The sequence below is a fragment of the Kitasatospora griseola genome, from assembly GCF_014648555.1.
GTDB classification, from domain to species: Bacteria; Actinomycetota; Actinomycetes; order Streptomycetales; family Streptomycetaceae; genus Kitasatospora; species Kitasatospora griseola.
This window is the reverse complement of sequence record NZ_BMRI01000028.1, coordinates 41,544-67,830: the sequence shown is the minus strand read 5'-3', so window position 1 is coordinate 67,830 and position 26,287 is coordinate 41,544. Positions and strand designations below refer to the sequence as shown.

General features: G+C 72.0%; 24 protein-coding genes. 2 read left to right on the top strand and 22 right to left on the bottom strand.

Annotated features, from left to right (window positions below):
* Nucleotides 1-277: 277 nt before the first annotated feature.
* The 13 genes from IEZ12_RS27605 to proS form a co-directional block, all read right to left on the bottom strand.
* Nucleotides 278-604 carry a DUF2469 domain-containing protein gene (locus tag IEZ12_RS27605; protein WP_043916176.1) on the bottom strand — a complete coding sequence of 109 codons (327 nt, stop codon included), beginning with the start codon at nucleotides 602-604 and terminating at the stop codon, nucleotides 278-280.
* A gap of 56 nt (nucleotides 605-660) precedes the next feature.
* Nucleotides 661-1,134 carry an NUDIX hydrolase gene (locus IEZ12_RS27600; RefSeq protein WP_229848143.1) on the bottom strand — a complete coding sequence of 158 codons (474 nt, stop codon included), beginning with the start codon at nucleotides 1,132-1,134 and terminating at the stop codon, nucleotides 661-663.
* Nucleotides 1,135-1,204: 70 nt separating this feature from the next.
* Nucleotides 1,205-1,954, bottom strand: coding sequence for a signal peptidase I (gene lepB, locus IEZ12_RS27595; protein ID WP_189275667.1), 750 nt, complete (start codon nucleotides 1,952-1,954; stop codon nucleotides 1,205-1,207).
* A 167-nt stretch (nucleotides 1,955-2,121) separates the two neighbouring features.
* The gene (lepB, locus tag IEZ12_RS27590; protein ID WP_152645288.1) at nucleotides 2,122-3,045 is read right to left on the bottom strand and encodes a signal peptidase I; all 924 of its coding nucleotides are present in this window, start codon (nucleotides 3,043-3,045) and stop codon (nucleotides 2,122-2,124) included.
* A 205-nt stretch (nucleotides 3,046-3,250) separates the two neighbouring features.
* Nucleotides 3,251-4,114 (bottom strand): signal peptidase I, encoded by an 864-nt coding sequence (gene lepB, locus IEZ12_RS27585; protein ID WP_308431088.1) that lies wholly within the window; start codon nucleotides 4,112-4,114, stop codon nucleotides 3,251-3,253.
* A 334-nt stretch (nucleotides 4,115-4,448) separates the two neighbouring features.
* Complete coding sequence (lepB, locus tag IEZ12_RS27580) at nucleotides 4,449-5,414, bottom strand: signal peptidase I (protein WP_189275665.1); 966 nt, start codon at nucleotides 5,412-5,414, stop codon at nucleotides 4,449-4,451.
* A gap of 65 nt (nucleotides 5,415-5,479) precedes the next feature.
* A complete protein-coding gene (gene rplS, locus IEZ12_RS27575; protein ID WP_043916173.1) occupies nucleotides 5,480-5,830 on the bottom strand; it encodes a 50S ribosomal protein L19 in 351 nt (116 codons plus the stop codon).
* 155 nt (nucleotides 5,831-5,985) lie between these two features.
* Nucleotides 5,986-6,804: a tRNA (guanosine(37)-N1)-methyltransferase TrmD gene (gene trmD / locus IEZ12_RS27570; RefSeq protein ID WP_189275695.1), complete on the bottom strand. Its 819-nt coding sequence runs from the start codon at nucleotides 6,802-6,804 to the stop codon at nucleotides 5,986-5,988.
* Between the two features lie 5 nt (nucleotides 6,805-6,809).
* Nucleotides 6,810-7,487 carry a ribosome maturation factor RimM gene (gene rimM, locus IEZ12_RS27565; RefSeq protein ID WP_189275663.1) on the bottom strand — a complete coding sequence of 226 codons (678 nt, stop codon included), beginning with the start codon at nucleotides 7,485-7,487 and terminating at the stop codon, nucleotides 6,810-6,812.
* A 190-nt stretch (nucleotides 7,488-7,677) separates the two neighbouring features.
* Nucleotides 7,678-7,917 (bottom strand): RNA-binding protein, encoded by a 240-nt coding sequence (locus IEZ12_RS27560; RefSeq protein WP_043916171.1) that lies wholly within the window; start codon nucleotides 7,915-7,917, stop codon nucleotides 7,678-7,680.
* Between the two features lie 2 nt (nucleotides 7,918-7,919).
* On the bottom strand, nucleotides 7,920-8,348 hold the full coding sequence (rpsP, locus tag IEZ12_RS27555) for a 30S ribosomal protein S16 (protein WP_043916170.1): 429 nt from the start codon (nucleotides 8,346-8,348) through the stop codon (nucleotides 7,920-7,922).
* Nucleotides 8,349-8,726: 378 nt separating this feature from the next.
* Complete coding sequence (locus IEZ12_RS27550; RefSeq protein WP_043916169.1) at nucleotides 8,727-9,305, bottom strand: hypothetical protein; 579 nt, start codon at nucleotides 9,303-9,305, stop codon at nucleotides 8,727-8,729.
* Nucleotides 9,306-9,739: 434 nt separating this feature from the next.
* Complete coding sequence (proS, locus tag IEZ12_RS27545) at nucleotides 9,740-11,152, bottom strand: proline--tRNA ligase (RefSeq protein WP_189275661.1); 1,413 nt, start codon at nucleotides 11,150-11,152, stop codon at nucleotides 9,740-9,742.
* 244 nt (nucleotides 11,153-11,396) lie between these two features.
* Between proS and IEZ12_RS27540 the strand changes: the two genes are divergently transcribed.
* Complete coding sequence (locus IEZ12_RS27540) at nucleotides 11,397-12,197, top strand: class I SAM-dependent methyltransferase (RefSeq protein ID WP_189275659.1); 801 nt, start codon at nucleotides 11,397-11,399, stop codon at nucleotides 12,195-12,197.
* Here IEZ12_RS27540 and ftsH read toward each other — a convergent pair.
* From ftsH to nsdA, 7 genes are all read right to left on the bottom strand, one after another.
* On the bottom strand, nucleotides 12,184-14,088 hold the full coding sequence (gene ftsH, locus IEZ12_RS27535) for an ATP-dependent zinc metalloprotease FtsH (protein WP_189275657.1): 1,905 nt from the start codon (nucleotides 14,086-14,088) through the stop codon (nucleotides 12,184-12,186). The two genes, IEZ12_RS27540 and ftsH, sit on opposite strands and share 14 nt — an antisense overlap.
* A gap of 55 nt (nucleotides 14,089-14,143) precedes the next feature.
* On the bottom strand, nucleotides 14,144-14,668 hold the full coding sequence (locus IEZ12_RS27530) for a GNAT family N-acetyltransferase (protein WP_229848139.1): 525 nt from the start codon (nucleotides 14,666-14,668) through the stop codon (nucleotides 14,144-14,146).
* Nucleotides 14,669-14,792: 124 nt separating this feature from the next.
* Nucleotides 14,793-16,346, bottom strand: a complete 1,554-nt coding sequence (ffh, locus tag IEZ12_RS27525; RefSeq protein ID WP_043916164.1) for a signal recognition particle protein — start codon at nucleotides 16,344-16,346, stop codon at nucleotides 14,793-14,795.
* Nucleotides 16,347-16,449: 103 nt separating this feature from the next.
* Nucleotides 16,450-18,873 carry a [protein-PII] uridylyltransferase gene (locus tag IEZ12_RS27520; RefSeq protein WP_189275693.1) on the bottom strand — a complete coding sequence of 808 codons (2,424 nt, stop codon included), beginning with the start codon at nucleotides 18,871-18,873 and terminating at the stop codon, nucleotides 16,450-16,452.
* On the bottom strand, nucleotides 18,870-19,208 hold the full coding sequence (locus IEZ12_RS27515; RefSeq protein WP_043916162.1) for a P-II family nitrogen regulator: 339 nt from the start codon (nucleotides 19,206-19,208) through the stop codon (nucleotides 18,870-18,872). Before IEZ12_RS27515 ends, IEZ12_RS27520 begins: the two co-directional genes overlap by 4 nt.
* A complete protein-coding gene (locus tag IEZ12_RS27510) occupies nucleotides 19,205-20,527 on the bottom strand; it encodes an ammonium transporter (protein WP_189275655.1) in 1,323 nt (440 codons plus the stop codon). Before IEZ12_RS27510 ends, IEZ12_RS27515 begins: the two co-directional genes overlap by 4 nt.
* Before the next feature lie 175 nt (nucleotides 20,528-20,702).
* On the bottom strand, nucleotides 20,703-22,157 hold the full coding sequence (gene nsdA, locus IEZ12_RS27505) for a transcriptional repressor NsdA (protein WP_189275653.1): 1,455 nt from the start codon (nucleotides 22,155-22,157) through the stop codon (nucleotides 20,703-20,705).
* Nucleotides 22,158-22,601: 444 nt separating this feature from the next.
* On the opposite strand from nsdA, the gene IEZ12_RS27500 reads away from it, so the two are divergent.
* On the top strand, nucleotides 22,602-23,261 hold the full coding sequence (locus tag IEZ12_RS27500) for a bifunctional DNA primase/polymerase (RefSeq protein WP_189275651.1): 660 nt from the start codon (nucleotides 22,602-22,604) through the stop codon (nucleotides 23,259-23,261).
* 92 nt (nucleotides 23,262-23,353) lie between these two features.
* Here IEZ12_RS27500 and ftsY read toward each other — a convergent pair whose 3' ends face one another.
* The gene (ftsY, locus tag IEZ12_RS27495; RefSeq protein ID WP_189275650.1) at nucleotides 23,354-24,634 is read right to left on the bottom strand and encodes a signal recognition particle-docking protein FtsY; all 1,281 of its coding nucleotides are present in this window, start codon (nucleotides 24,632-24,634) and stop codon (nucleotides 23,354-23,356) included.
* 13 nt (nucleotides 24,635-24,647) lie between these two features.
* Nucleotides 24,648-26,287, bottom strand: a 1,640-nt coding sequence (locus IEZ12_RS39245) for an AAA family ATPase (RefSeq protein WP_229848136.1), incomplete at its 5' end; no start/stop codon positions are given.

Sequence of the window (26,287 nt, the reverse complement as noted above, 5' to 3'; positions counted from 1 at the left end):
GTTGCCGTCACAGCCGGGAAGTGGACCAGCGAAATCGCCAGGCCTGTGGATAACTCGGGCCTGTGGATAACTTAGCTCGCTCGTTCGAGCGACAAACTCAAAAATGCGCTGGACAATCGGCGATCTCGGCGACCAGTCTCGGTGACCCGGGCATCGCCGCAGCTCCTCAAGGTGCGGTCGCTCGGAGGGAAGGGCGCGGTCGGCCGCGCCGTTCCTCGCCCACCCCGGGCAGTCGGGCCCGGGGCACTCCCGGGCCGGCCGTTCAGCCGCAGAGCGGTCAGTTCCCGAACGCGGAGTCGTCCGAGGGCAGCTCAAGATCGCTCTTGGCCAACTCCTCGATATTCACGTCCTTGAAAGTCAGCACGCGGACTTTCCGAACAAACCGGGCCGGTCGGTACATGTCCCAGACCCACGCATCCGCCATCGCCACTTCGAAGAAGACCTCGCCCTGCACCGAATGCACCTGCAGGTCGTAGTCGTTCGTCAGATAGAAACGCCGCTCGGTCTCGATCACGTACTTGAACAGGCCGACGACATCCCGGTACTCCCGGTAGAGCTTGAGCTCCATCTCGGTCTCGTACTTCTCGAGGTCTTCGGCACTCATTCCAAGCGTCCCCTCACTCGTCACGTCCACCCCATTGTGGACCACTGGGCCAGTGCTCAGAGCCGTACTGGCAGTTCTGGCGGCCCTTCCGTCAGAACCTGCTCCACCAGCGCGGCCAGTCCGCGCGGATACACGGTCTCCTCGGTGGTCCTCAACTCCCCCACCGTCCACCAGCGGACGGCGAGCAGCAGCGCGTGCTCGTCCGCCCCGCTCTGCCGCAGTGCCACCTCGCCCCGGCCGGTGCGGGCCAGGTGGAACCACTGCTCCTGCTCGTAGTCCCTGCCCCGGAAGGAGAACTCCACCGTGCCGTACGCAACCAGCGGTCCCCACTCCACCTCGGTCAGCCCGATCTCCTCGCCCAGTTCGCGCCGGGCTGCCTCGGCCGGGCTCTCACCGGGCTCGATGCCGCCGCCCGGGGTGATCCACCAGTCGACGCCCGGCGTGGCCGGATCGGTTCCGTGCAGCAGCAGGACGCGCCCGTCCGGGTCCACCAGCAGCACGCGGACGGCTCTGCGACGCTCGGCCACCACCTGGTTCAGCTCCGTCCTGAGGTTCTGCGCACGTTTCCGGGCCGGCCCCGGGGTGCCACCGGCTCCCGGTTCAGGCCTTCCGCCGTCCCCCCAGCTTGCGACCCAGCGAGACCGCCCAGCCCGCCGCCGAGGCGAGCACGATCAGGGCCGCCCCGCCGATCGCCGTCCAGCCGGCGGGCAGCAGCGCACCCGCCTGGTGCGCACGCGGCGCACCCAGTTCGTCGAAGGCCGCGGTGCGCCCCTCCAACCCTGCCCGGGACAGCGGCAGGATCACCGCCTCGACCCGCGCCTTCACTCCGGAGGCCGGAACGGAACCGAAGGCCACGTCCAGATGGCTGCGAGAATCCATCGAGTTCCCGCGGAAGTCACCGAGCAGGAACAGCCGCCCCTCGGGCACCGTCACCGAGAACACGGTGGTGGGCACCGGCGTCTTCGCCAGGTAGGGCTCGTCCACCTGGTGGCCGTTCACGGTGATCCGTCCCTCGCGGTCGCCGGAGACGGTGTCGCCACCGACCGCGGCCACGCGTTTGACCAGGGTGGCGTTGCCCCAATCCGGGTCCTGGAAGACCACGATGTCACCGCGTCCGACCGACGCCCCGTCAACGGTGTGGGCCAGGACGGTGTCGCCGATCCCCAGGGTGGGGCTCATCGACCCGGTGGGGATCTTGTAGGGCCGGTACTGGATGGCGAGCATCGCGAAGCCCCCGACGAGCATCACGAAGCCGATCGCGATCACCAGGCTCTGCACGATCGACGCCGAGCTCCGACGGCGGGCGGGTCTGGCCTCGGTGGGCGGTGTCCGCTCCGCGACGCTGGTCATCGGCTTCGCCCTCTCCTGGCGCTCACGCGCTCCGGGCGAGCGCTCGCTGCCTGCCCGGGAGTGGCCGTCCTGGGCTGGACAGCACTGCGGGCCGTGGCACGTGCGAGCAGACTACTCACGAGTACCACGGCCCGCGCAAGAGTCAATCGCGGACGGTCTGGGACCGGTCAGCGACGGCGCTTGCGCACCCACCACACGGCGGGGACGGCCAGGGCTGCACCGGCCAGCGTCGGGGCGAGCGGCCCGCCGGCCGCCAGACCCTTCTGGTCGAAGGTGTCGGGAACGGGCAGCGTCGCCCAGTCGCCGATCGGCCAGGCCACCACGAAGGCGCGGCCGACGACGTTCCCGACCGGGACGGTGCCGCCGCCCGGCTGGTCCATGTGGAAACGGGAGTCCAGAGAGTTGGCGCGGTGGTCGCCCATCACCCAGATCCGACCGTCCGGCACCTTCACCGGACCGAACGGCTTCTCCCCGCACGGGGTGTTGCCCGGGAAGATGTACGGCTCGTCGAGTGCGATGCCGTTCACCTTGACCGGACCGGAGCCCTGGCACTCGACGGTGTCGCCGCCGACCGCGATGACGCGCTTGATCAGGTCCTTCTCGTCGCTGGACGGCATCAGCCCGATGAAGCTGAAGACGTCCTGGACGCCGCGCACGAAGGCGTTGTTGCTGCGCTGGGCGGGCTCGTCGTTCAGCCAGCCGCCCGGGTCCTTGAAGACCACCACCTCGCCGCGCTCCGGCTCCGAGCCGAACCACGGGGTGAGCTTGTCGACCAGCACGCGGTCGCCGACCTGGAGCGTGTTCTCCATCGAACCCGACGGAATCGAGAACGCCTGGACGAAGAAGGTCTTGATCACCAACGCCAGGATCAGCGCGATGCCGACCAGGATCGGCAGCTCCTTCCAGAAGGAACGCTGCTTGGGAGCCTTCTTGGCCCCGGCCGACGCCTCCGAGTCGCTCTCCTCCGCAGCATCGGACTCGGACGCCCGCAGGGCGTCACCGTCCTCCGCGTGTCGCCCGTCGGCGTTGCCCGAAGGCTCCCCGTCGGGCTCCGGAGCACCTGAGCGGGCACCGATCACCAGATCCCCCACGACATCTCCTCCCTGCTGTGCGGACGCCTGCGCGTCCGCGCTCACCAGTGCCGCACAGCGGGCACCACACTCTGCGATCGATCGAAAACCCGCCTCTGGCTTGCCCTACCCGGGCACGCCCGACACCAGGCCGGAACCGAGCACTTCAGCACTTCTCTATCACTCCCGGTCGGCAAGCCCGTGTTTCCACGCGCCGACCGGAAGGTCAGTCAGCCATCGGCCCGGCCCGCCAGGGCGCTCTCCACCGCCGAACAACAGCCGGGAGGACGCCCAACACACCCATAACGAGCGGGGGTTCCGCAGGAATCGGTCCAACGGCCGATGATCCTGCCACTTGCACCGGCAGAGAGGAGAGTGAATCAGGAACACCCAGTTGACCGAAGTGGGAGAGCGGCCATGCGACCACGAACGCACGACCGACCACGTTCGCCACCGGGATGGTCCCGGAGCCGGGATTGCCCATGTGGTAGCGGGAGTCCGCGGACAGGTCCCGGTGGTCCCCCATCACCCACAGCCGCCTCTGAGGGACCGTCACCTTGAAGGTGATCCGTGAGGGCACGTTGCCGGGCGCGATGTACGGCTCGTCCACCGGGGTGCCGTTCACACTCAGCCGGCCCTGGGCGTCACAGCACTCCACGGTGTCGCCGGCGACACCGATCACCCGCTTGATCAAGTCCCGCTCGTCATCGGAAGGAAGGAGTCCCGCCGCGGAGAACACCGACTTCACGTCGTGCAGCACCGACCCGTCCGTGGACGACGTGCGGTGGCCCTCCAACCAGCCGCCCGGGTCCTTGAAGACCACCACCTCGCCGCGCTCGGGCTCCGAGCCGAACCACGGGGTGAGCTTGTCCACCACGACCCGGTCGCCGACCTGCAGGGTCGGCTCCATCGAACCGGAGGGAATGACGAACACCTGGACCAGAAAGGTCTTCAGCACCACTGCGATGACCAGCGCCACCAGCACGATCACCGGCAACTCGCGCAGAAAGGAGCGACGCCCACGGCGCGCGACCCGCTTGGCGGTGCGCCGCCGCTCGGCACGGCCCCGGACCGGCCGACGACTGTCCACCGCCCCGCTCCCGCCGTCTGCCGCAGCCTCCACGGCCCCCTCGCTCCCCCGCAGCAGGCCGGTTCCCCCGACTCCGTCAGCTCCCCCGGCTCCCCTATTTCTGCCGACTCTCCCGGTTCCGCTCGCGGCGCCGACGGCCCCGGCGGCCTCAGCGCCATCGGGCCATTCGGCGCCGTCGACCCCGGTGGCCTCGGTGCCGCCACCTGCTCCGTCGAAGCCCTCGGGAACGGGTGCAGGAGCAGGACCCGGCAGGTACACGGATTCCGGCGGGTCGAGGTGCGAACCGGGAGGTGGGCTCACGGGGCGGGCCGTCCCGTCGATGGCGGCCCGGGGTCTACCGCGGCTCCCCATGGCCACCGGTCCCCTCGATCGCGGCGAATGCCGCCGGCCAGTCGAGCGAGGTCGTCCGGCCGAGGGGGAACAGCAGCCAGTCGGCGCGTCCGATCACCCGCTTCACGGGCACGGTGCCGCCGCCGGGCTCACCGAGGTGATCCCGGGAGTCGCGGGACGCACTGCGGTGGTCGCCCATCACCCACAACTTGCCGGCGGGAACCACGATGTCGAACGGCACCGCCGACGGTGCATCGCCGGGGAGCAGATAGGCGCTCTCGTCCAGCGGCACCCCGTTGACTCGCAGGCGACCGTCGGAGTCGCAGCAGGTGACCCGGTCGCCTCCCACCCCGATCACCCGCTTCACGTAGACCGTGTCGCCGGCCGGGGCCAGTCCGGCCTCGGCCAGCAGTCGCTTCACCCCGGACGGTTCGTCCCGGTAGGGCAGAAAGGAGCCGATGCCGTCGAAGACCACCACATCGCCCCGCTGCGGGCGCCCGTCGAAGGCGTAGGCGAGCTGGTTGACCAGAACCCGGTCGCCTGGGCGCAATGTCCCTTCCATGGAGCCGGACGGCACCGCGAAGGGCCGCGCCACGAAGGCGTTCACCAGCAGCAGTGCGACCACGCACACCGCGCCGATCCACAGCAGGTCCCGAGACCACCGCCGCCCGCCGCCGTCTTCCCCGCCCTCGCCGTCCGCCGCGCCCTCAGCGCTCTCAGCGCTCCCGGCGCCCTCGGTGCCCTCGGCGCCGCCGGAATCTTCCTCGGCGTCCGGATCGGCCGTCGCCCCGTCATCGCCCCCTGCGTCCGGGGCAGCGGACCGGTCGACGTTCCCGGTACCGCCCTCGGGGCGGGCGTCAGTGCCGACCGCTTTCCCGGTACCGGAAACAACAACGGACCGCGTCGGCGTGTCCGTACCCGTAGGTGCGGGACTGCCGTCGCGGTCCGTCGGTGGCTCGTGCGTGCTCATCGGGGGTGAGCCTATCCTCCCGGTCTAAACCGGTCGGAGGGCCTTCCCCCGTCGAGCCTGCGCGATCACGCGTCGCGCTTCTCCTTGATCTTCGCGGCCTTGCCGCGGAGGTCACGCAGGTAGTACAGCTTGGCGCGGCGGACCGCACCGCGGGTCACGACCTCGATCTTCTCGACGACCGGGGTGTGCACCGGGAAGGTGCGCTCGACACCGACGTTGAAGCTGACCTTGCGGACGGTGAAGGTCTCACCGACGCCGGCGCCGTGACGACGGATGACGACGCCCTGGAAGACCTGGACGCGCGAGCGGTTGCCTTCGATGACTCGGACGTGCACCTTCAGGGTGTCGCCGGGGCGGAAGGCGGGGATGTCGGTACGCAGCGAGGCCGCGTCGACAGCAGCGAGCTTGTTGCTCATCGTTGCTCTCCATCGCAGGCGCCACGGGCCGCCCACGGAAATTCGTCTCAACTGGGTGGTACTGCGGGTCGCTTCGGCTGACGATGAACCCCCCGTGGCGGGGGCACCGGTCCACTGACCCCCACGGAGGGAGTCGGGCGACAGACAGCAGTCGCCTATTCTTCCACAGGCTCTACCGCAGACCGAAATCGGCCGGCAGCGTCGTCCCAGGCCAGGCCGAGGACGCTGAGCGCTTCGCGTTCCTTCTTGGTGAACGCGTCGCGCTGCCAACGGGCCACCAGGTCGGGCCGGTTGGCGAGGGTGCGGGCGAAAGCCTGCTCGCGCCGCCACTGGGCGATCTTCCCGTGGTGGCCGCTGAGCAGGATCTCCGGCACCTCACGGCCGCGCCACTCGGCGGGCTTGGTGTACACCGGCCCTTCCAGCAGGTCGGCCATGGCGCCGGGGGCGAAGGAGTCGTCCCGGTGCGACTCGGCGTTGCCGAGCACGCCGGGCAGCAGTCGGGCGATCGCCTCGACCATCACCAGGACGGCGACCTCGCCGCCGGCCAGGACGTAGTCGCCGATGGAGACCTCGACCACGGGCATCCGAGTCGCGGCTTCCTCGATGACCCGACGGTCGATGCCCTCGTAACGGGCGGGCGCGAAGGCCAGCCAGTTGCGGGAGGCCAGGTCCTGGGCGAGTTCCTGGGTGAACGGTCGACCGCTGGGGGTGGGCACCACCAGGGTCGGCACCTCGTCCTCGGGGCCGGCCGCGAGGACGGCGTCCAGCGCCGCACCCCACGGTTCGGGCTTCATCACCATGCCGGGCCCACCGCCGTAGGGGGTGTCGTCCACGGTGCGGTGGATGTCGGTGGTCCACTGCCGCAGGTCGTGCAGGTGCACGTCGAGCTGACCGCGGGCCCGCGCCTTGCCGACCAGCGAGACGTTCAGCGGCTCCAGGTACTCGGGGAAGATCGTGACGACGTCGATCCGCATGTCGCTCACGCCGCACCCCCGGTCGAGCCGCCGGAGCCGTCAGAGTCATCGGAGTCGGAGTCGGAGTCGTCGGAACCGGAGTCGCCAGCGCCCTCGGAGCCCTCGGACTCGCCCGCGTCATCCACGTCATCCGCATCGCCCGCGTCCCCGCGCGACGAGACGACCACCGCGTCGGCGGGGTCGATCAGGCCGGGCGGCGGGGTGATCACGGCGCGCTGCTCGTCCAGGTCGATGGTGGGGACGATCTGCTCGACGAACGGAATGAGCACCTCGGTGCCGTCGGGGCGCAGGACGGTGAGCAGGTCCTGGTACGGGAGGTGGACCACCTCGGTGAGTTCGCCGATCAGAGTGCCGTCGGTGAGGACGACGTCCAGGCCGATCAGCTGGTGGTCGTAGTACTCGTCGGGGTCGTCGGGGGTCTCCTCCGGGTCGACCTCGGCGATCAGGAAGGTGCCGCGCAGCGCCTCGGCGGCGGTGCGGTCCTTGACTCCGGCGAAGCGCAGCAGCAGGCGTCCGCTGTGCACCTTGCCGGACTCGACGGTCAGCGGTCCGATGCCGGCCGGGTCGGTGAGGAGGACCGCGCCGGGGCCGAGCCGCAGTTCCGGCTCGTCGGTGCGGACCTCGACACTGACGTCCCCTCGGATGCCGTGGGCGCGGCCGATCTTGCCGACGACGAGCTGCACGGTGATCGTTCTCCTGAGATGAGCCTGGGTGAGGCGAGCGAGGTGGTGGGTGCTGAAAGCGAGGTGGTGCGGTACTGAAAGACGAACGGGCCCGGAAAACGGGAAGGACCGGCCGGGACGGATGCGTCCCGGCCGGTCCGGAAACCCGGAGGTCGACCTGTCGATTGACGTTGCCGGTCGATCGTGGAGGTCAGCGAATGCTGTCCACATCGACCAGGTCGACCCGGACATTGCGACCGCCGAGGGCGCCGACCACGGTGCGCAGTGCGCGCGCCGTGCGGCCGCCCCGGCCGATCACCTTGCCGAGGTCGTCGGGGTGCACCCGCACCTCGATGGTGTGACCGCGGCGCAGGTTCCGCGAGCGGACCTGCACCTCGTCGGGGTGCTCGACGATGCCCTTCACCAGGTGGTCGAGGGCTTCCTCGATCATGCTCAGGCCTCGGTGGAAGCGGCCTCGGCCTCGTCAGCCTTGTCCGACTTCTTGGCCTTCGGGGTGATGGCGACACCGGTGGTGGCGTCCTCGAAGCCGGCGACGGCCTTGGCGAACAGGTGCGAGAAGTCCTCGACCTTGGGCTCGGCGACCTTCAGCGGCTCCGGAGCCGGCAGGCCCTTGAACTTCTGCCAGTCACCGGTCAGCTTGAGGATGGCGAGCACCGGCTCGGTCGGCTGGGCGCCGACGGACAGCCAGTACTGGGCGCGGTCGCCGTCGACCTCGATCTTCGAGGGGTTGTAGGTCGGCTGGTAGATGCCGATCTCCTCGATCGCGCGGCCGTCACGCTTGGTGCGCGAGTCGGCGACGACGATGCGGTAGTGCGGGGAGCGGATCTTGCCCAGACGCTTCAGCTTGATCTTGACAGCCACGGGTGTGGTTCTCCTGAGTTTTGACGTGGGTGAGCAGCGCTCCGCCGCGTGGGGCTGCGGCGCGAGGTGCCGTTCAAGGGACACGCCAGCCGTTGGGAGAGAGGGTCCTGCAATGGCTGCCGAGTACTCAGCTGTCCATTCTGCCACATCGCAGAGGTCCCCCCGACACCGCCCGACACCGCCCGACAGGACCACCGAGCGGCGAGACAGAACCGCCGAGCGGCAGAACCGCCGCGCACCGCGGCAACCTCACAAAAGCGGAAGTGGCCCGGAAAAAGTTGTGTCGACCGCCCCCCGAAGGGGCCGGTCGACTCACGGCCGGTCCGCGGGCACCCCCGCCCGCGATCCGGATCAAGCGTTCTTCGACGGCAACGGCTGTCAAGCGATCTTGAACGGCTGCTGGCAGGCGCCGCAGACGATCGAGGCCTGCGCCAGCACCGACGGGACGACGCGGACGTTGCGACCGCAGCCGCACACCGCCTTGACCCGCACGCCGCCGCCCGAGGAACCGTGCCGGGCGGCCGGTCCGCGGAAGGCGCGGTGGTTGCCCTCGCCGGCGACGGCGAGCTGGTGCGCCCCGAGCGCGCGGTCGAGACGCTCGATGGTCTCGGCGTAGCGTTCGCGGGTCTCGTGCCCCATCGTCACCTGGGAGAAGCCGCTGCTGGCGTGCGGCTCGACCGGGTGGGCCAGGCCCAGCTCGGAGGCGAGCAGCAGGAAGCGGCGGTTGTGGTAGCGCCCGGCCCGCGACGTGTCGCGGATCTCCCGGGCGGCGGCCAGGCCGTGCGCGGCCTCGTGCAGCAGGCGCTCGAAGTTGAGGCGGGTGCCGCAGGCCGACGAGGACTCGCCGATCAGCGCCTCGGGCGACGCGAGGTCGGGCAGGTCCCGGTGGTGGGCCTGGATGTCGCTCCAGGCGGCGGCCAGTTCGGCCGCAAGGACGAGGGGCTGTGTCGTGCTCACGCTGTACCAACGATGGGGAGAGAGCCGATGTTCCGCCGGACCCCGGGGTTCGGGAATTCCCAGCGAACTCTCAGGAATGCACTTCCGCACGCGAATTGCGCGGTTCCGAACTGACGCAAGACCAACCCCCTGCACGTTTGGGCCCGACGCTCTCGCCAGGCTCTCGGCACCCGTCGCGGAGCCCAACATCCCCACGGCGGACGGCCCGCAACCTGTCCGAAAATTGACAGGGCCACGGGCCGTATACCGTACCGCTTGTCAGGTACTCCGGGGAGTTGACTGAGCAGTAGTCTCAACTACCAGTATGCGAACCGGGGTTCGGGCTCCACCCGGACCGTTCCGGGCCCGGTCGGCCACTCCGCAGCTCATCGCGTTGATCACTCTCCGCACACGGCCCCCGGGCCGGCGGCCCGGGGACGCTCGCGGTGGTCGGATCAGTACGCGCGGGCGACCAGGGCGAGGTTGCCCTCCTGGTCGTCGGCGGCCGGCACGGTGCCGTCCGCGGCGATCAGGCAGCGCACCGACACGCCCTGCTCGGCCAACTTCGCCTCGCCCTCCGGACCGAGGTCGGCCCAGGAGATCCGGCCCCAGCCGGTGGCGGCGGCCTCGACGGCCTCGTCGATGGTCTTGACGTCCACGGTGCGGGCCTCGCGGCGCTCGCGGGACTCGCGCAGCAGCTGCGCCTGGTCCTCCTCCAGGATGCCGGGGACGATCGCGGCCAGGGAGTCGACCTGGACGGGCGCCTTGCCGCCGGCGATCCGGCGGGCCAGCATCGCGGTGCCGGCCTCCAGGTCGCGCGGGCCGACCTCGATGCGCAGCGGAACGCCCTTGAGCTCCCAGTCGACGGCGCGGCGGCCGAACGGGGTGTCGGTGCGGTCGTCGACGACCACCCGGACGCCGGCGGCCTCCAGCTCGGCGCCGATCTCGCGGACCTTGGCCAGCACCGCGTCCTCGCCCTTGATGGCCAGGACCACGACCTGGACGGCGGCCAGCCGCGGCGGAACCCGCAGGCCGTTGTCGTCGCCGTGGGACATGATCAGGCCGCCGACCATGCGGGTCGAGACGCCCCAGGAGGTCTGCCAGACGAACTCGCGCTCGGCGCCCTGGAGCTGGTAGGTGGTGTTGAAGGCCTTGGCGAAGTTCTGGCCCAGCTCGTGGCTGGTGCCCATCTGCAGGGCCTTGCCGTCGCGCATCATGCCTTCGAGCGTGAGGGTGTTGATGGCGCCGGCGAACCGCTCGCGGGCGGTCTTGCGACCGAGCACCACGTCGATGCCGAGCACGTTGGTCATGAAGTCGCCGTAGACGTCCGTGTGGATCCGCGAGGCGTAGTCGCGGGCGTCCTCGTAGGTGGCGTGGGCGGTGTGGCCTTCCTGCCAGAGGAACTCGGTGGTGCGCAGGAAGACGCGCGGGCGGAGCTCCCAACGGACCACGTTGGCCCACTGGTTGATCAGCAGCGGCAGGTCGCGGTGGCTCTGCACCCACTTGGAGAAGTACTCGTTGATGATCGTCTCGGAGGTGGGCCGGACGACCACCGGCTCCTCGAGCTCCTTGCCGCCGCCGTGGGTGACCACCGCGAGCTCGGGGGCGAAGCCCTCCACGTGCTCGGCTTCCTTGGTCAGGTAGGACTGCGGGATGAACATCGGGAAGTACGCGTTCTGGGCGCCGGCCTTCTTGATCCGGGCGTCCATCTCCTGCTGCATCCGCTCCCACAGGCCGTAGCCGTACGGTCGGATGACCATGGTGCCCCGCACCGGACCGTTGTCGGCCAGCTCTGCCTTGTTGATGAGGTCCTGGTACCAGCGGGGGAAGTCTTCCGCCTGGGGGGTGAGAACGGGTGCCTTAGCCATGGGCCGAATGGTACGGGGCGTGACGGCCGTACCGTGAATCCGTTTCTCCCACTGCGGCCCGTGGACGGGGCGGGGGCGCGCCCGCGCACACCCCGGGGCGCACACCCGCAGCGCACGGACGCCTGCTCGCACCCCTCTGGACGACGGCGGCGACCCGCTGTTCGCTGAGAGGGGCCGGGGGGTGCCGGGCTGCGGCACGGGCAGCCGATTCCGAGGACCGACGTGGACCGATTGGGAGGCCGCGATGGCTTCAGCGCAGGTGACCGGCAGCACCGTGGACCGGGCCGGGGCGGACGGTCCGGCGGAGCGGCGCGGTCGGGCGCGGGACTGGGCGGAGATCCAGGAGCGCATGCTCGTCCCTCTCTACCAGGACGTTTACCGGCGGCTGGAGGTCGGCGCGGCGACCAGCCTGCTCGGGGTGGGATGCCGGTCCGGCCTGGCGCTGCTGCTCGCCCAGGGGCGCGGCGCGCAGGTCGCGGGAGTGGAGTGGGACGACGAGCTGCGGGAGCTGGCGGCGGCCCGCGGGCTGCAGGTGGCGCCCGGTGGGAGCCTCGCCCGTTCGGCGCACTCCGTCCCCCGGCCGGCGCACTCCCTGGTGACGGTCTTCGAGCAGCCGCCGACGCCCGCGCTGGTCGCCTGGTCGGCGCAGCGCACACTCCCCGGCGGGCTGCTGGTGCTGGCGGCCCGGGGCCCGGCGGAGCGCTGCGAGAGCACCGCGGTGCTGGAGGTGGCGCGCCGGCACGCCCCCGCGGAGGAACCTGCCGCAGGGACGCCGGAGTCGCTGCTGGTCGCCGCCGGCCTGCGCCCGTCCGCCGCCGGCCGGGTGGTCTGCCCGTTCGCGTACGCCGAGGTGGACTCGGCGGTCCGCGGGCTGCTGGCCACCGGCCTGTTCGACCGGGCCGAGCAGCGGGCCGGAGCGGCGCTGGTGGCGAAGGAGTTGGAGGAGGCACTGCATCCGTTCCTGCGCCCGGACGGCTCGGTGCGGATGGTGGACGAGTTCCGCTGGGTGGCGGGCGTCCGGCCGGCGGACGCTACTCGCGACTGAGCCCGGCGGCGGCGTACGCGGCCTCCTCGTCCAGCGTCTCGGCCTCCAACAGGGCGGTGGCGAGGGCGTCGAGGCGGTGGCGGTGCCGGTTGAGCAGGACGATCGCCTCCTCCCAGCATTCGGCGACGATCCGGCGGGCCTCCTCGTCGACCGCGTCCAGGGTGGTGGGGGCGGCGGACAGGCCGTACGGGGCCTGGCTGTCGTTGGGGATGGCGGTGACCCGGCCGACCAGGCTGCTCATGCCCCAGCGGCCGGCCATCGAGCGGGCGATGGTGGTGAGCTGTTCGAGGTCGCTCTCGGCGCCGGTGGTGACCACCCCGTACACCACCTGTTCGGCGGCCATGCCGCCGAGCGCGCCGATGATCCGGCCGCGCAGGTAGGGCTCGGTGTAGGAGTAGCGGTCGGTGTCGGGGGTGGAGAGGGTGACGCCGAGGGCGCGGCCGCGCGGCACGATGGTGACCTTGCGGACGGGGTCGGCGCCGGGCTGGAGCATGCCGAGCAGGGCGTGCCCGGACTCGTGGTACGCGGTGCGCTCGCGTTCCTGCTGCGGCATCACCAGCGGCCGCACCGCGCCGAGTTGGACCTTCTCCAGGGCCTCGGACAGGTTCGCCTGGTCGACCGCGTCCTGCTGGCGCTTGACCGCCAGCAGCGCGGCCTCGTTGACCAGGTTGGCCAGGTCGGCGCCGGTCATGCCGGGGGTGGTGCGGGCGACGACGTCCAGGTCGGTGCCCTCCACCAGCGGGACTTCGCGGGTGTGGATCCGCAGGATCTGCTCGCGGCCGGCCCGGTCGGGCGGGCTGACGGTGATCCGCCGGTCGAAGCGGCCGGGGCGCAGCAGGGCGGGGTCGAGGATCTCGGCCCGGTTGGTCGCGGCGATCACGATCACGCCCTCGGAGCCGGTGAAGCCGTCCATCTCGGTGAGGATCTGGTTGAGCGTCTGCTCGCGTTCGTCGTGGCCGCCCATGCCGCCACCGCCGCCGCGCTGGCGGCCGATGGTGTCGATCTCGTCGATGAAGATGATCGCGGGGGCGACCTTGCGGGCCTCGGCGAACAGGTCGCGGACCCGGCTGGCGCCGACGCCGACGATCATCTCGATGAACTCGGACGCCGAGGCGGAGAAGAACGGGACGTCCGCCTCCCCGGCGACCGCGCGGGCGAGCAGCGTCTTGCCGGTGCCGGGCGGGCCGGACAGCAGGACGCCGCGCGGCATCTTCGCACCCAGTCGGCGGTAGGCCTGCGGGTTCTTCAGGAAGTCGACGACCTCGCTGAGCTCGGCCTCCACCTCGTCGATCCCGGCCACGTCCCGGAAGGTGGTGCGCCGGCCCTGGCTGGTGTCCACCGGCTTCGGCGGGGCCTTGCGGCCGAGCGCGCCGCCGCCCAGGCCGCCGGCCATCCGGCGGGCCAGGAACACCCAGACCGCGATCAGCAGCAGCATCGGGGCGAGCGAGATCAGCAGGTTGGCCAGGAAACTGCGCTGTTGCACCACCGGGCGGGCGGTCACCTCGACGTTGTGCGACTGCAGGGTCGCCCAGAGCGGGTCGGTGGCGAACGCCGGGCGCTGGGTGGTGAATTCGGTGTAGTCGCCCTTGCCGCCGTCCGGCTTGGGCTGCTTGTTCCGCAGGTTGCCCTCGATGGAGTCGCCCTTGGAGTAGATCTTGGCGATGTTGTCGCTGTTGAGCTGCTTGCTGAACTCGGTGTACGAGATCGTGGTCGACCCGCCGCCGCCGAAGAAGCTCAGCAGCAGGTCGGACAGCAGGAACACCACCAGCGCGGTGAGGATCAGGCCCGTCCAGCCGCCCGGCATCTTCTTCTTCGGCGGCGCGGGCGGCGGCGCCCCCTCGGACCGCCAGGGCTGGTCGGGGGTCTGACGCGGCGGCACGGGGTTGCTCACCCGTCGGACAATACGGACGTTCCGGCCGCCGATCGGTGCGCAACGCCGACGCCCGTCAGCGCACGGGCGTCGGCCACTCCTCCGCCGTCAGCGCGAACCGCTCGTGATCGCGCCACGCGTCCTGCAGGAACAGCATCCGCGGCGTGAACCCCTCGTGCCGGAAGCCCAGCCGGCGCGCCATCGCCACCGAACGCTCGTTGTCCGGCTGCACGTTGATCTCCAACCGGTGCAATCCCAGCCCGCCCTGCTCGGCCGACAGGAAGCACCGCTCCACCACCAGCCGCATGCCCTCCGACATCCGACCCGTCCCGTCGAACGGCACGTACGAGTCGTAGCCCAGCACGCCGTTGCGGAACCGGGCCATCACGATGTTCGCCACATTGCACTTGCCGACCAGCCCGCCGCTCTCCCGATCGAAGATCAGGAACGTCCGCAGACCCACCCCCTGACGGCTCAACAGATCCGGCAACCCGTCCGGCTCCACCGGATTCCACCGCCCGATGTGCTCGGCGGAACGCCGCACCGCCTCGGCGTAGGGGACGACGTCATCGGGGCGGGGGGCTCGGATCGTTACGCGCATGCCAGCCATCATGGCGCAGGACGAGCGCAAACAGGGGCGACAGCCGACGGGTGCGAAACCCGTGCACGTGCGAAGCCGCAGGCGCGGGTCTCCCCGCCCCTGCGGCTTCGCAGCCGAACCCGCCTTACAGCAGGTCCTTGAACTCCTTGGGGAGCTCGAAGTCCGACGGACCCTTGCCCGGCGGGAGGCCGAACGCGTTGCCGCCGCCCTGGCCCGGCCCGAGCGCCTTGCGCTCGGCCGCGGCCGCCTCCTCCTGGGCCCGCTTGAGCGGGTTGCCGCTCTTGCGCTTGCCCTTGGCCACGGGGGCCTTCTTGCCGGAGCGCTTGCCGCCGCCACCCATGCCGGGGATGCCGGGCATGCCGGGGATTCCCTTGCCGGAGGCCATCGCGGACATCATCTTGCGGGCGTCGAAGAACCGCTCGACCAGGCTGGAGACCTCGCCGACCTGGACGCCGGCGCCCTTGGCGATGCGCAGGCGGCGCGAGCCGTTGATCAGCTTCGGGTCGGTGCGCTCGGCCGGGGTCATCGACTTGATGATCGCGCCGACGCGGTTGACGTCCTTGTCGTCGATGTTGTTGATCTGGTCCCGGATCTGGCCCATGCCGGGGAGCATGCCGAGCAGCTTGGAGATCGAGCCCATCTTCTGGACCTGCTCCAGCTGCGACAGGAAGTCGTCGAGCGTGAACTCCTTGCCGCCGCCCTGCAGCTTGGCGGCCATCTTCTCGGCCTCGGCCTGCGAGAAGGTCTGCTCGGCCTTCTCGATCAGCGAGAGGACGTCGCCCATGCCGAGGATGCGCGAGGCCATCCGGTCGGGGTGGAAGGCGTCGAAGTCGTCGACCTTCTCGCCGTTGGAGGCGAACATGATCTGGCGGCCGGTGACGTGCGCGACGGAGAGCGCGGCGCCGCCGCGGGCGTCGCCGTCGAGCTTGGAGAGCACCACGCCGGTGAAGTCGACGCCTTCGAGGAAGGCCTGCGCGGTGGTGACCGCGTCCTGGCCGACCATGGCGTCGACCACGAACAGGACCTCGTCCGGGTTGACCGCGGCGCGGATGTCCGCGGCCTGCTGCATCAGTTCGGCGTCGATGCCGAGGCGGCCGGCAGTGTCGACGATGACCACGTCGTACTGCTTCTGCTTGGCGTACTCGATGGAGTCGCGGGCGACCTGCACCGGGTCGCCGACGCCGTTGCCCGGCTGCGGGCCGTAGAACGCGACGCCGGCCCGCTCCGCGACGACGCCGAGCTGGGTGACGGCGTTGGGGCGCTGGAGGTCGCAGGCGACCAGCAGCGGGGTGTGCTTCTGGGCCTTCAGCCAGTGGCCGAGCTTTCCGGCCAGGGTGGTCTTACCGGCGCCCTGGAGACCGGCCAGCATGATCACTGTCGGGCCGGTCTTGGCGTACCGGAGGCGGCGGGTCTCGCCACCGAGGATGCCGATGAGCTCCTCGTTGACGATCTTGATGATCTGCTGGGCGGGGTTCAGCGCGCCGGAGACCTCGGAGCCGAGGGCGCGGTCCTTGACCTGCTTGATGAAGGCGCGGACCACGGGGAGCGCGACGTCCGCCTCCAGCAGGGCGATCCGGATCTCGCGCGCGGTGGCGTCGATGTCCGCCTCGCTGAGACGGCCCTTGCCCCGGAGGTTCTTGAACGTCGCTGCGAGGCGGTCGGAGAGAGTGTCGAACACGTCGGTCGCGGGTCCCTTGCGGCATCGAGTACGGGTACTGTCGTCGCCCCCAAGGGTAGCCGTACGCCCGGTGGACGGTCTGCGCCCCTGCATGAACGGGTCGTCAGCCGGTCCCCAGGGCGTCCCGCACGGCCCGTGCCACCTGCTGCGCGCGCTCCGGCGTCAGCGGTCGGCCGTCCTCGGCGGTCAGGTAGAACGCGTCCACGGCCTCCGCGCCGAGGGTGGACACGTGCGCGGTGCGGACCCGTACGCCCGCGGTGTCCAGGGCACGGCCGATCCGGTGCAGCAGGCCGGGGGCGTCGTGGGCGCGCACCTCCAGCACGGTCGCCGAACGGGACGCGGTGCCGGGGGCGACGGCGACCACCGGCGGCGGGGTGCGGATGCCGGGCCGGCGCGGGGCGGCGGCGTCGCGCTCGGCGAGCCTGCGGGTCACGTCGAGCGAGCCGTCCAGGGCGCGGCGCAGGTCGGCCCGCAGCCGGGCCGCCTCGGGGACGTCGCCGTACTCGGCGGCCACCGTCCAGCCGAGCAGCAGGACGGGGCCGGTGCCGACCGGGTCGAGTTCGCGCAGGCCGGCCTTGCGGACGGTAAGGCGGTGCAGGGCCAGCACGCCGGCCACGGTGCCGAGCAGGCCGGGGCGGTCGGGGACGGCAAGGGTGAGCTCGACGCCGACGGACTCGGTGCCGTCGGCCGCGAGTTCGGCGCGCAGGGCCAGCGCGGGGCCGCCGGTGCGGGCCGCCTCCACCGCGAGGCGCTCCTGCTCGACCGTAGGACCATCGGCGCTCGGGGCGTCGTTGCCCGGGCCGTCGCCGGCAGCCGGCGGCGAGCCGGTCAGCCGAGCGGCCGTGCGGGCGACCAGCTGGTCGACCAGCGAGGCCCGCCAGGCGGACCAGGCGGCGGGACCGGTCGCGGTGGCGTCGGCCTCGGTGAGCGCGTGCAGCAGTTCCAGGTGGGTCCGGTTGCCGACGATCCCGGCGATCAGGTCGGCGGTGGCCGGGTCGTCGGGGTCGCGGCGGGTGGCGGTGTCCACCAGCGTCAGGTGGTGGCGCACCAGCAGCGCCAGGGTGTCGGTGTCGGGCTTGTCGAAGCCCATCCGGGCGGCCAGCTCGCGGACGATCAGCTCGCCGGTCTCCGAGTGGTCGCCGGGCCGGCCCTTGCCGAGGTCGTGCAGCAGGGCGGCGACCAGCAGCAGGTCGGGGCGGCCGGTGCGCCGGGTCAGCGCGGCGGCCCGCACCGCGGTCTCGATCAGGTGCCGGTCGACGGTCCAGCGGTGCACGGCGTTGCGCTGCGGGCGGCAGCGGACCTGCTCCCAGTCGGGCAGCAGCCGGCCGATCAGCCCCTCGGCGTCCAGTGCCTCCCACACCGGCAGGCAGGCCTCGCCGGCGCCGAGCAGTCCGACCAGCCGGTCCCGGGCCTCGTCGGGCCACGGCACCGGCAGCGGTCCGGTCTCGGCGGCCAGTCGGCGCACCGTGGCATGGCCGACGGGCAGCCCGGCCTGGGCGGCCGCGGCGGCGGCGCGCAGCGGCAGCACCGGGTCGGCGGCGGGCCGGGCGGCCCGGGCGAGCACCGCCTCGCCGTCCTGTTCGACCACGCCCTCGGCCAGCGGGCGGCGTTCGGCGGGCGCGGCTCGCCGGGTCATCCGGAAGGGGCGGCCGCGCCGGCTGCGGGCCGCGAGCACCCGGTCGACGGCCCGCCAGGTGACGTCGGAGGCGTAGGCGACGGTGCGGGCGGCCCGGTAGACCTGGCGCAGCAGGGTGTCGGCGTCGGGCAGGCCGAGCCGTTCGGCGACCTGGTCCTGGTCCTGCAGGGTGAGCCGGTCGGTGGCCCGGCCGGTGGTCAGGTGCAGGGCGTCGCGGACGTCGGCGAGGGTGGTGGCGGCGGCGTCCAGGCCGTCGCGGGGGGCGTCGGCGAGCCAGCTGGCGGCGACCGCGTCGAGCGCGACCAGGTCGCGCAGGCCGCCGCGGGCCTCCTTCAGGTCGGGTTCCAGCAGGAAGGACAGTTCGCCGTGGCGTTCGGCCCGGGCCCGGCCGAGGGCCCGCAGTTCGGGCAGCCGGTCGGGGGCGGCGGCGCGCCAGTCGGCGAGCACCCGGGTGCGCAGGTCGGCGGTCAGCCGGGCGTCGCCGGCCAGGTGACGGGCGTCCAGCAGGCCGAGGCCGGCCCGGAGGTCCGCGGCGGCGACCTTGCGGGCCCCGACGGGGGTGCGGACGGCGTGGTCGAGGGCGACGCCGCTGTCCCAGACGGGGTACCAGATCCGCTCGGCGACCTCGGGGGCGAGCGGGCCGTCGTGCAGCAGCAGCACGTCCAGGTCGCTGCGCGGGGAGAGCGCGCCGCGGCCGTAGCCGCCGACCGCGACCAGGGCGGTGCCGGCGGGCGCGCCGGCCGCCCGGTACAGCCCGGTCAGCCAGTCGTCGGTGAGCCGGGCGAGCGCGGTGCGCCGCTCGCGACCGGTGCGGGCGGGGCCGGGGTCCGCCAACAGCCGGGCGCGGGCGGCGAGGTGGCCGCGGTCTCCGGGGTCGGTCGTCACGGTCAGAGCGCGTCGGGGCCGCGTTCGCCGGTCCGGACCCGCACCACGGTCTCCACCGGGACCGACCAGACCTTGCCGTCGCCGATCTTCCCGGTGCGGGCGGCCCGGACCACCACCTCGATCACCTGCTCGGCGTCCTCGTCCTCGACGAGTATGTCCACCCGGACCTTGGGCACCAGGTCGACGGTGTACTCGGCGCCCCGGTAGACCTCGGTGTGGCCGCGCTGCCGGCCGTACCCGCTGGCCTCGGTGACGGTCAGCCCGTGCACCCCGAACGCCTGCAGGGCGTCCTTGACCTCGTCCAGGCGGTGCGGCTTGATGACGGCGGTGATGAGCTTCATCGGGCGTCGACCTCGGTCTTCTCGGCGGTGGCGGTGGTGAAACTGGGGGCGGTGCGGGCCTGGCCGGCCCCGACGGCGGTGAAGTCGTAGGCGGACTCGGCGTGCTCGGCCTGGTCGATGCCGGACAGCTCGACGTCCTCGGTGACCCGGAAGCCGATGGTCCGCTGGATCGCCGTGCCCAGCAGCCAGGAGAGCACGAACGAGTACGCCAGCACGGCGGCCACGCCGAGCACCTGCCGGCCGAGCTGTCCGAAGCCGCCGCCGTAGAACAGTCCGGCCGCGCTCTGGCCGACGTGGCCGGTGGCGAACAGGCCGATCAGCAGCGAGCCGATCACGCCGCCGACCAGGTGGACGCCCACCACGTCGAGCGAATCGTCGAGCCCGAAGCGGTACTTGAGGCTGATCGCGGCGGCGCACACCGCGCCCGCGACCAGGCCGATCGCGATCGCGCCGAGCGGCGACACCGAGCCGCAGGCGGGGGTGATGGCGACCAGCCCGGCGACCGCGCCGGACGCCGCGCCGAGGGTGGTGAAGGCGCCGTGCCGCAGCCGCTCGTACGCCAGCCAGCCGAGCATCGCGGCGCCCGTGGCGACCTGGGTGTTCAGGAACGCCATCCCGGCGACGCCGTTGGCGGCCAGCGCCGAGCCCGCGTTGAAGCCGAACCAGCCGAACCACAGCAGGCCGGAGCCGAGCATCACCAGCGGCAGGCTGTGCGGGCGCATCGGGTCCCGGCGGAACCCGATCCGCCGGCCCAGCACCAGCGCCAGGGCCAGTCCCGCCGCACCGGCGTTGATGTGCACGGCGGTGCCGCCGGCGAAGTCGATCACGCCGTTGCGGTCGCCGAGCCAGCCGCCGTGCCCGCCGTCGAAGAAGAACACCCAGTGCGCGACCGGGAAGTAGACGATCGTCACCCAGAGCGCCACGAACAGGCTCCAGGACGCGAACCTGGCCCGGTCCGCGATCGCGCCGCTGATCAGCGCCGGGGTGATGATCGCGAACATCAGCTGGAACGCGACGAACGCGGTGACCGGGATGCTGCCGCTGAGCGAGTTCAGGCCGATGCCGCGCAGGCCGACGAAGTCGAGGTTGCCGATCAGCCCGGCCCCGGCGTCCGGCCCGAAGGCCAGCGAGTACCCGTAGAGCACCCAGAGCACGCTGACGATCGCCAGCGAGACGAAACTCATGGCGAGCATGTTGAGGGTGCTCCGGACCCTGACCATGCCCCCGTAGAAGAAGGCCAGGCCCGGGGTCATCACCATGACCAGGGCCGCACTGATGAACACGAAGGCGGTGTCGCCCGCGCTGAATCCGTCCGGCATCGGCGTCTCCTCCGCTGTGGAGGCCGCTCCATGCCGGGACGTGTGCCTGTCCCGGCATGTCGGCCTTGGGAGGAGCGTGCCGAAGCCGGGTTTCCGCCGATGAGACCCGGTGTTTCACCACAGTGACGTGGTCGACGCGCCCGTTACGGGCGCGTGAACCACGGGCGGCGAACCGTCAGACCACCGAGACGAACTCCGGGATGTCCTGGACCACCCGCTCGGCGAGCCGGTCCACCCCGGGCACGCCGCGGAAGTCCCGGGTGGCCGCCTCGGAGGTCTTGCGGACCCGGGTGTTCAGCCGCTCGGAACGCACCTTGCGGGCGATGTCCACCGCCGCCTCGCAGTACTCCGCGGCCTCCTCCGGCTCGCGCTGCAGCAGCCGGACCGAGGCCATGCCGACCAGGTTGAACGCGTAGGTGCGGACGTGGTCGCCGTCCTTCCGGAACAGGTCGACCGCCTTGGTGATCATCGGCTCGGCGGCCTTGGCCATCGCGGCCGTCCGGTCCGAGGTGTACGCCAGGTCGCGGTAGGAGTGCCCGTTCTCCGCGTTGAGCTCGGCCGTCGAGAAGAACTTCAGCCAGGTCGGCGCCTCCTCGCCGGAGTTGATGTCGCTGAAGGTGTCCTCCGAGAGCCGGATCGCCCGGGCGCAGCGGTTGACCTCGCCGATGGTGGCGTACGCGCGGGCCTCCATCGCGTACAGCAGTGACTGCTGGCGGCTGCTGGCGGTGTCCCGGCTGCCGTACTGGGCCAGGTGGATCAGCTCCAGCGCGTCCTCACCGCGGTTCAGGTGGATCATCTGCCGGCACATGTCGGTCAGCACGTGCGCGCCGAACGGCCGGTCCCCGGCCTCCTTGGCGGCGTGCAGCGCCAGCACGTAGTACTTCTGCGCGCTCGGGTGCATGCCCACGTCGTACGACATGAAGCCGGCCAGGTGGGCGAGTTCGGCGGTGAGCCGGAACAGCCGCTTGGTGGTGGTCTCGGGGTAGGTCTCCTGCAGCAGGTCGGTGACCTCGTGGAGCTGGCCCACCACGGCCTTGCGGCGCAGGCCGCCGCCGTTCTGGGCGTCCCACTTCCGGAACATCTCGGTGGTCTGCTCCAGCAGCTGCATCTCCGGCTCGGACAGCCGCCCGGAGAACTGCTCGCCGCCGTTGGCCGCCGCCAGGATCGGGGTGGGCTCGCCGTTCGGGCCCGGCGTCAGCCAGCGCTGCATCGGCTCGATGAGCGCCGCGCCGGCCGTCAGTGCCAGTGAAGTGCCCAGGAAGCCGCGGCGGTTGAGCATCAGGTCGCTGCGCGAGTACTCGCTGATCGCCTGCACCGTCTGCTGCGGGCTCCACGGCAGGTCCACTCCGCTGCCGACGGTGGTCACCGGGACGGCGGTGCGCAGGCCGAGGTCCTCGATCGACACCACCGAGCCGAAGCGCTCGGAGAACAGCTCCGACATGATCTTCGGGATCGGCTCGCGTGGCTGCTCGCCGTCCAGCCATCGGCGCACCCGCGAGGTGTCCGTGGAGACGTGGTGCGCGCCGATCTGCCGCGCCCGGCGGTTCACCTGGCGCGCCAACTCGCCCTTCGACCAACCACTGCGCGTGAACCAGGAGCCCAGCTTCTCGTTCGGCTGCTTCTCACCCATGGGACCGTCCCCATCCCGCCCCGACCCGGGGCTCCCGCTCGCCTTGACGACTCGTCATTTCGCAGACCGCTGTGACCGGCCGGCTGCATTCCGTATCCAGAACGTAGCGTCCCTCCGCCATCCGAGGGAGCAACGTCCGGGAAACGCCACCATTCGCCACCCCCACGAGTGAACTACCGGGCGCGGAGCCGCGCTTCACTGTGTGTCAGCCCGGTCAGCTCGGCATGACCCCGGCACATGCCCGGAATCCCGACGGAGGCACGCGTGCGGCAACGACGATCCGGCATCCGGAGCGCGGGTGCAAGGTTCCTGCTCGCCCGCGCCACCCGAATCGGTGTGCGCCGGTCCGCGCGCGCCTCCGGCGCACCACGCGCCACACGCCCCCCGGGCGACGCACCGTCACCATCCCGTAACCACCGGCGACCGGAACCTGTTGGGGGAGGCATGGACAAGCTGTTCGGCACCCTGCGACTCGTCGGCGGTCGTCGCCGCACCCGACCCACCCCGTTCCAGACCGCCACCGAGTACTCCGAGCGCTGGGGTTGGACGCTCGCCGCCGGCAGCCCACCACCGCACACCTCGCTCCGCTGCGAATGCGCCGTCCCGCTCTGCGCCGCCCCCAACCTGCACCAGCAGGTCGGCCTGCCGATCGCCCCCGGCGCCAGTGCCGAGGAGCTCGCCGCGCGATGTCCGGCGGATGCGCCGCTGCTGCTCCCCACCGGCCACCAGTTCGACGTCCTGGACGTTCCGGCCCAGCCCGGCTTGCAGGCCCTGGTCCGGCTGGAACGCATGGGCACCCAGGTCGGCCCCGTCCTCGCCTCCCCCACCGGCCGCCTGCTGTTCTTCGTCGCCCCGCGCACCGCCGAGCACCTCCCCGACCTGCTCTACCGGATGGGCTGGGACGACGCCTCGCTCGACCTCGCCTGCCACGGCCTCGGCTCCTACCTGGCCGCCCCGCCGGTCTCCCTCGGCGCCCTGGGCCCGATGCGATGGCTGCGCCGCCCCACCGCGGACAACCACCCCCCGGAGGCCCGACTCCTGCTGGGCACCCTCGCCTACGCCTGCCACCGCACCCGCGACCGGGAGACCTCCCTCGCCGGGTGAGAACCCGGGGCGAGCGAGCCTGCACATGGCGCAAGGTCCGTCCCGGGGGAACATCTCCCGGAACGGACCTTGCTGACGTAACAGGCCGGCGGCTAGCCCAGCAGCGCGTCCACGAACGCCCCCGGCTCGAACGGCGCGAGGTCGTCCGCGCCTTCGCCGAGGCCGATCAGCTTGACGGGCACGCCGAGTTCGCGCTGCACCGAGATCACGATGCCGCCCTTCGCGGTGCCGTCGAGCTTGGTGAGCACGATGCCGGTGATGTCGACGACCTCGGCGAACACCCGAGCCTGCACCAGGCCGTTCTGGCCGGTGGTGGCGTCGAGGACGAGCAGGACCTCGTCGACCGGGCCGTGCTTCTCGACGACCCGCTTGACCTTGCCGAGTTCGTCCATCAGGCCGGTCTTGGTGTGCAGGCGGCCGGCGGTGTCCACCAGGACGGTGTCGACGCCGTCGGCGATGCCCTGCTTGACGGCGTCGAACGCGACGGAGGCCGGGTCGCCGCCCTCGGGGCCGCGGACGGTGTGCGCGCCGACCCGCTCGCCCCAGGTCTGGAGCTGGTCGGCGGCGGCGGCACGGAAGGTGTCGGCGGCGCCGAGCACGACCTTGCGGCCGTCGGCGACGAGGACGCGGGCGAGCTTGCCGGTGGTGGTGGTCTTGCCGACGCCGTTGACGCCGACCACCAGGACCACGGCAGGGCCGCCGTCGGTCTTGACGGAGTGCACGGTGCGGTCCAGCTCTGGGCCGATCAGCTTGATCAGCTCTTCGCGGAGCAGCCCGCGGAGCTCGTCGGGGGTGCGGGTGCCGAGCACCTTGACCCGGGTGCGCAGGTTGTCGACGAGTTCCTGGGTGGCGCCGACGCCGACGTCGGCGGTGAGGAGGGTCTCCTCGATCTCCTCCCAGGTGTCCTCGTCGAGGCGGTCGCGGGAGAGCAGGGTGAGCAGGCCCTTGCCGAGCGTGGACTGCGAGCGGGAGAGCCGCGAGCGCAGCCGCACCAGGCGTCCGGCGGTGGGTTCGGGGACCTCGATCGCGGGGGCGGCCTCCGCCTCCTCGATCCGCACTTCCTCGACGGGCTGCTCGGCCGCCGGCGCCGCGGCGGTCCCGGCCTCGCCGGCCCCCGCCTCGACGGTCTCGGGAGCCTCGGCCTCGGGGGCCTCGGTCTCGGGAGCGGCGGTGGCCGGCGGCGCGGTGGGCTCGGCGGCCCCCTCGGTCGGCTTGGTGGGCGCGCTCGGCCGGTCGGCCGCGGGCGGCGCGGTGATCGTCGGGGTCTGGCTCGGCCGGTCCAGCTCTTTGCGTCGTCTGCCGGAAACGACGAGTCCGGTGATCGCGCCGATGGCGACCACCGCGATGACAACGGCAAGGATCACGTATTCCATAACCCGTCCAGTATCACTTAGCGCCTGCGCCGGCCCTGGTTGTGCGGGCTCCAGCCTTTCCGTCCTGTGCTGCCGTGCCTTTCTCGGGCATCCGCAGGCGCTGGCTGATCACCTGGGAGATGCCGTCGCCCTTCATGGTCACGCCGTACAGGGCGTCGGCGGATTCCATGGTGAGCTTCTGGTGGGTGATGACGATCAGCTGGGAACTCTCCCGCAGTTCTTCCATGATCGCGATCAGTCTGCGCAGATTGGTCTCGTCGAGCGCGGCCTCGACCTCGTCCATGACGTAGAACGGACTGGGCCGCGCCTTGAAGATCGCCACCAGCAGTGCCACGGCGGTCAGCGAGCGCTCGCCGCCGGAGAGCAGCGAGAGCCGCTTGACCTTCTTTCCGGGCGGGCGGGCCTCGACCTCGACGCCGGTGGCGAGCATGTTCTCCGGGTCGGTGAGGACGAGTCGGCCCTCGCCGCCGGGGAACAGCCGGGCGAAGACGCCTTCGAACTGGGCGGCGGTGTCCTGGTAGGCGGCGGTGAACAACTGCTCGACCCGGACGTCGACGTCGCGGACGATGTCGAGCAGGTCGCGGCGGCTCTTGCGCAGGTCGTCGAGCTGCTCGCCGAGGAACTGGTGGCGGGCCTCCAGTGCGGCGAACTCCTCCAGCGCGAGCGGGTTGACCTTGCCTAGCTGTTGGTAGGCGCGTTCGGCGGCCTTGAGCCGCTTCTCCAGCTCCGCCCGGACGTACGGCCGGGGCTCCCCCGGTTCCTGGCCGTCCTCGGCCGGCGGCGCGGGGACGGGCCGGTCGGGGCCGTAGTCGGCGAGCAGTTCGGCGCCCTCGATGCCGAACTCCTCCAGCGCCTTGGCCTCCAACTGCTCGATCCGGAGCCGTTTCTCGGCGCGCAGCACCTCGTCGCGGTGCCCGGCGTCGACCAGCCGGTCGAGTTCGGCCTGGAGTTCGCGGCCGTGTTCGCGGAACTGGCGGAGCTCGCTCTCGCGGGTGGCCCGGTCGGCCTCGACGGCGGCGCGTTCGGCCTCGGCGGTGGCCAGGGTCTCCTCGATCCGGCCGAGCAGTTGGCGGGCGGCGGTGGCGACGGCTCCGGCGACGGCGGCTTCCCGGCGGGCGCGGGCGCGGCGTTCGGCGGCGCGGGCCCGGGCTTCGCGCTCGGTGCGGGCGGCGCGGTCCAACTGGTCGGCGCGGCCGGCGAGTCCGCGGACCCGTTCCTCGTGGGTGCGGACGGCGAGCCGGGCTTCCATCTCGGTCTGCCGGGCGGTCGTCCCGGAGGCGGCCAGCCGGTCGCGTTCGGCGCTGTCGGGTTCGTCCTCGCCGTTGTCGGCCGACTCCTCGGCGGTGGCGAGGCGTTCGGCGAGTTCGTCGGCGGCGGTCCGGGCCTCGGCGAGGCCGCTCTCGGCCTTGGCGGCGGCGGTGGCGGTGCGTTCGGCCTCGCCGGCGGCGGCACGCGCCGCGCCGCCCGAACGGCCGAGCGCTCCGGCGAGTTCGGCGCGCCGCTTCTCGCCCTGTCGGCGCTGTGCGGCCAACTCCTCGACCTCGGCGGCGAGCTCGCGACGGTGCTGCTGCGCCTCGGCGAACCGGTGGGTCAACTCCTCGCAGCGGGCGTCGAGTTCTTCGATGCCACGGGCGGCTTCGGCGACCGCGGCCC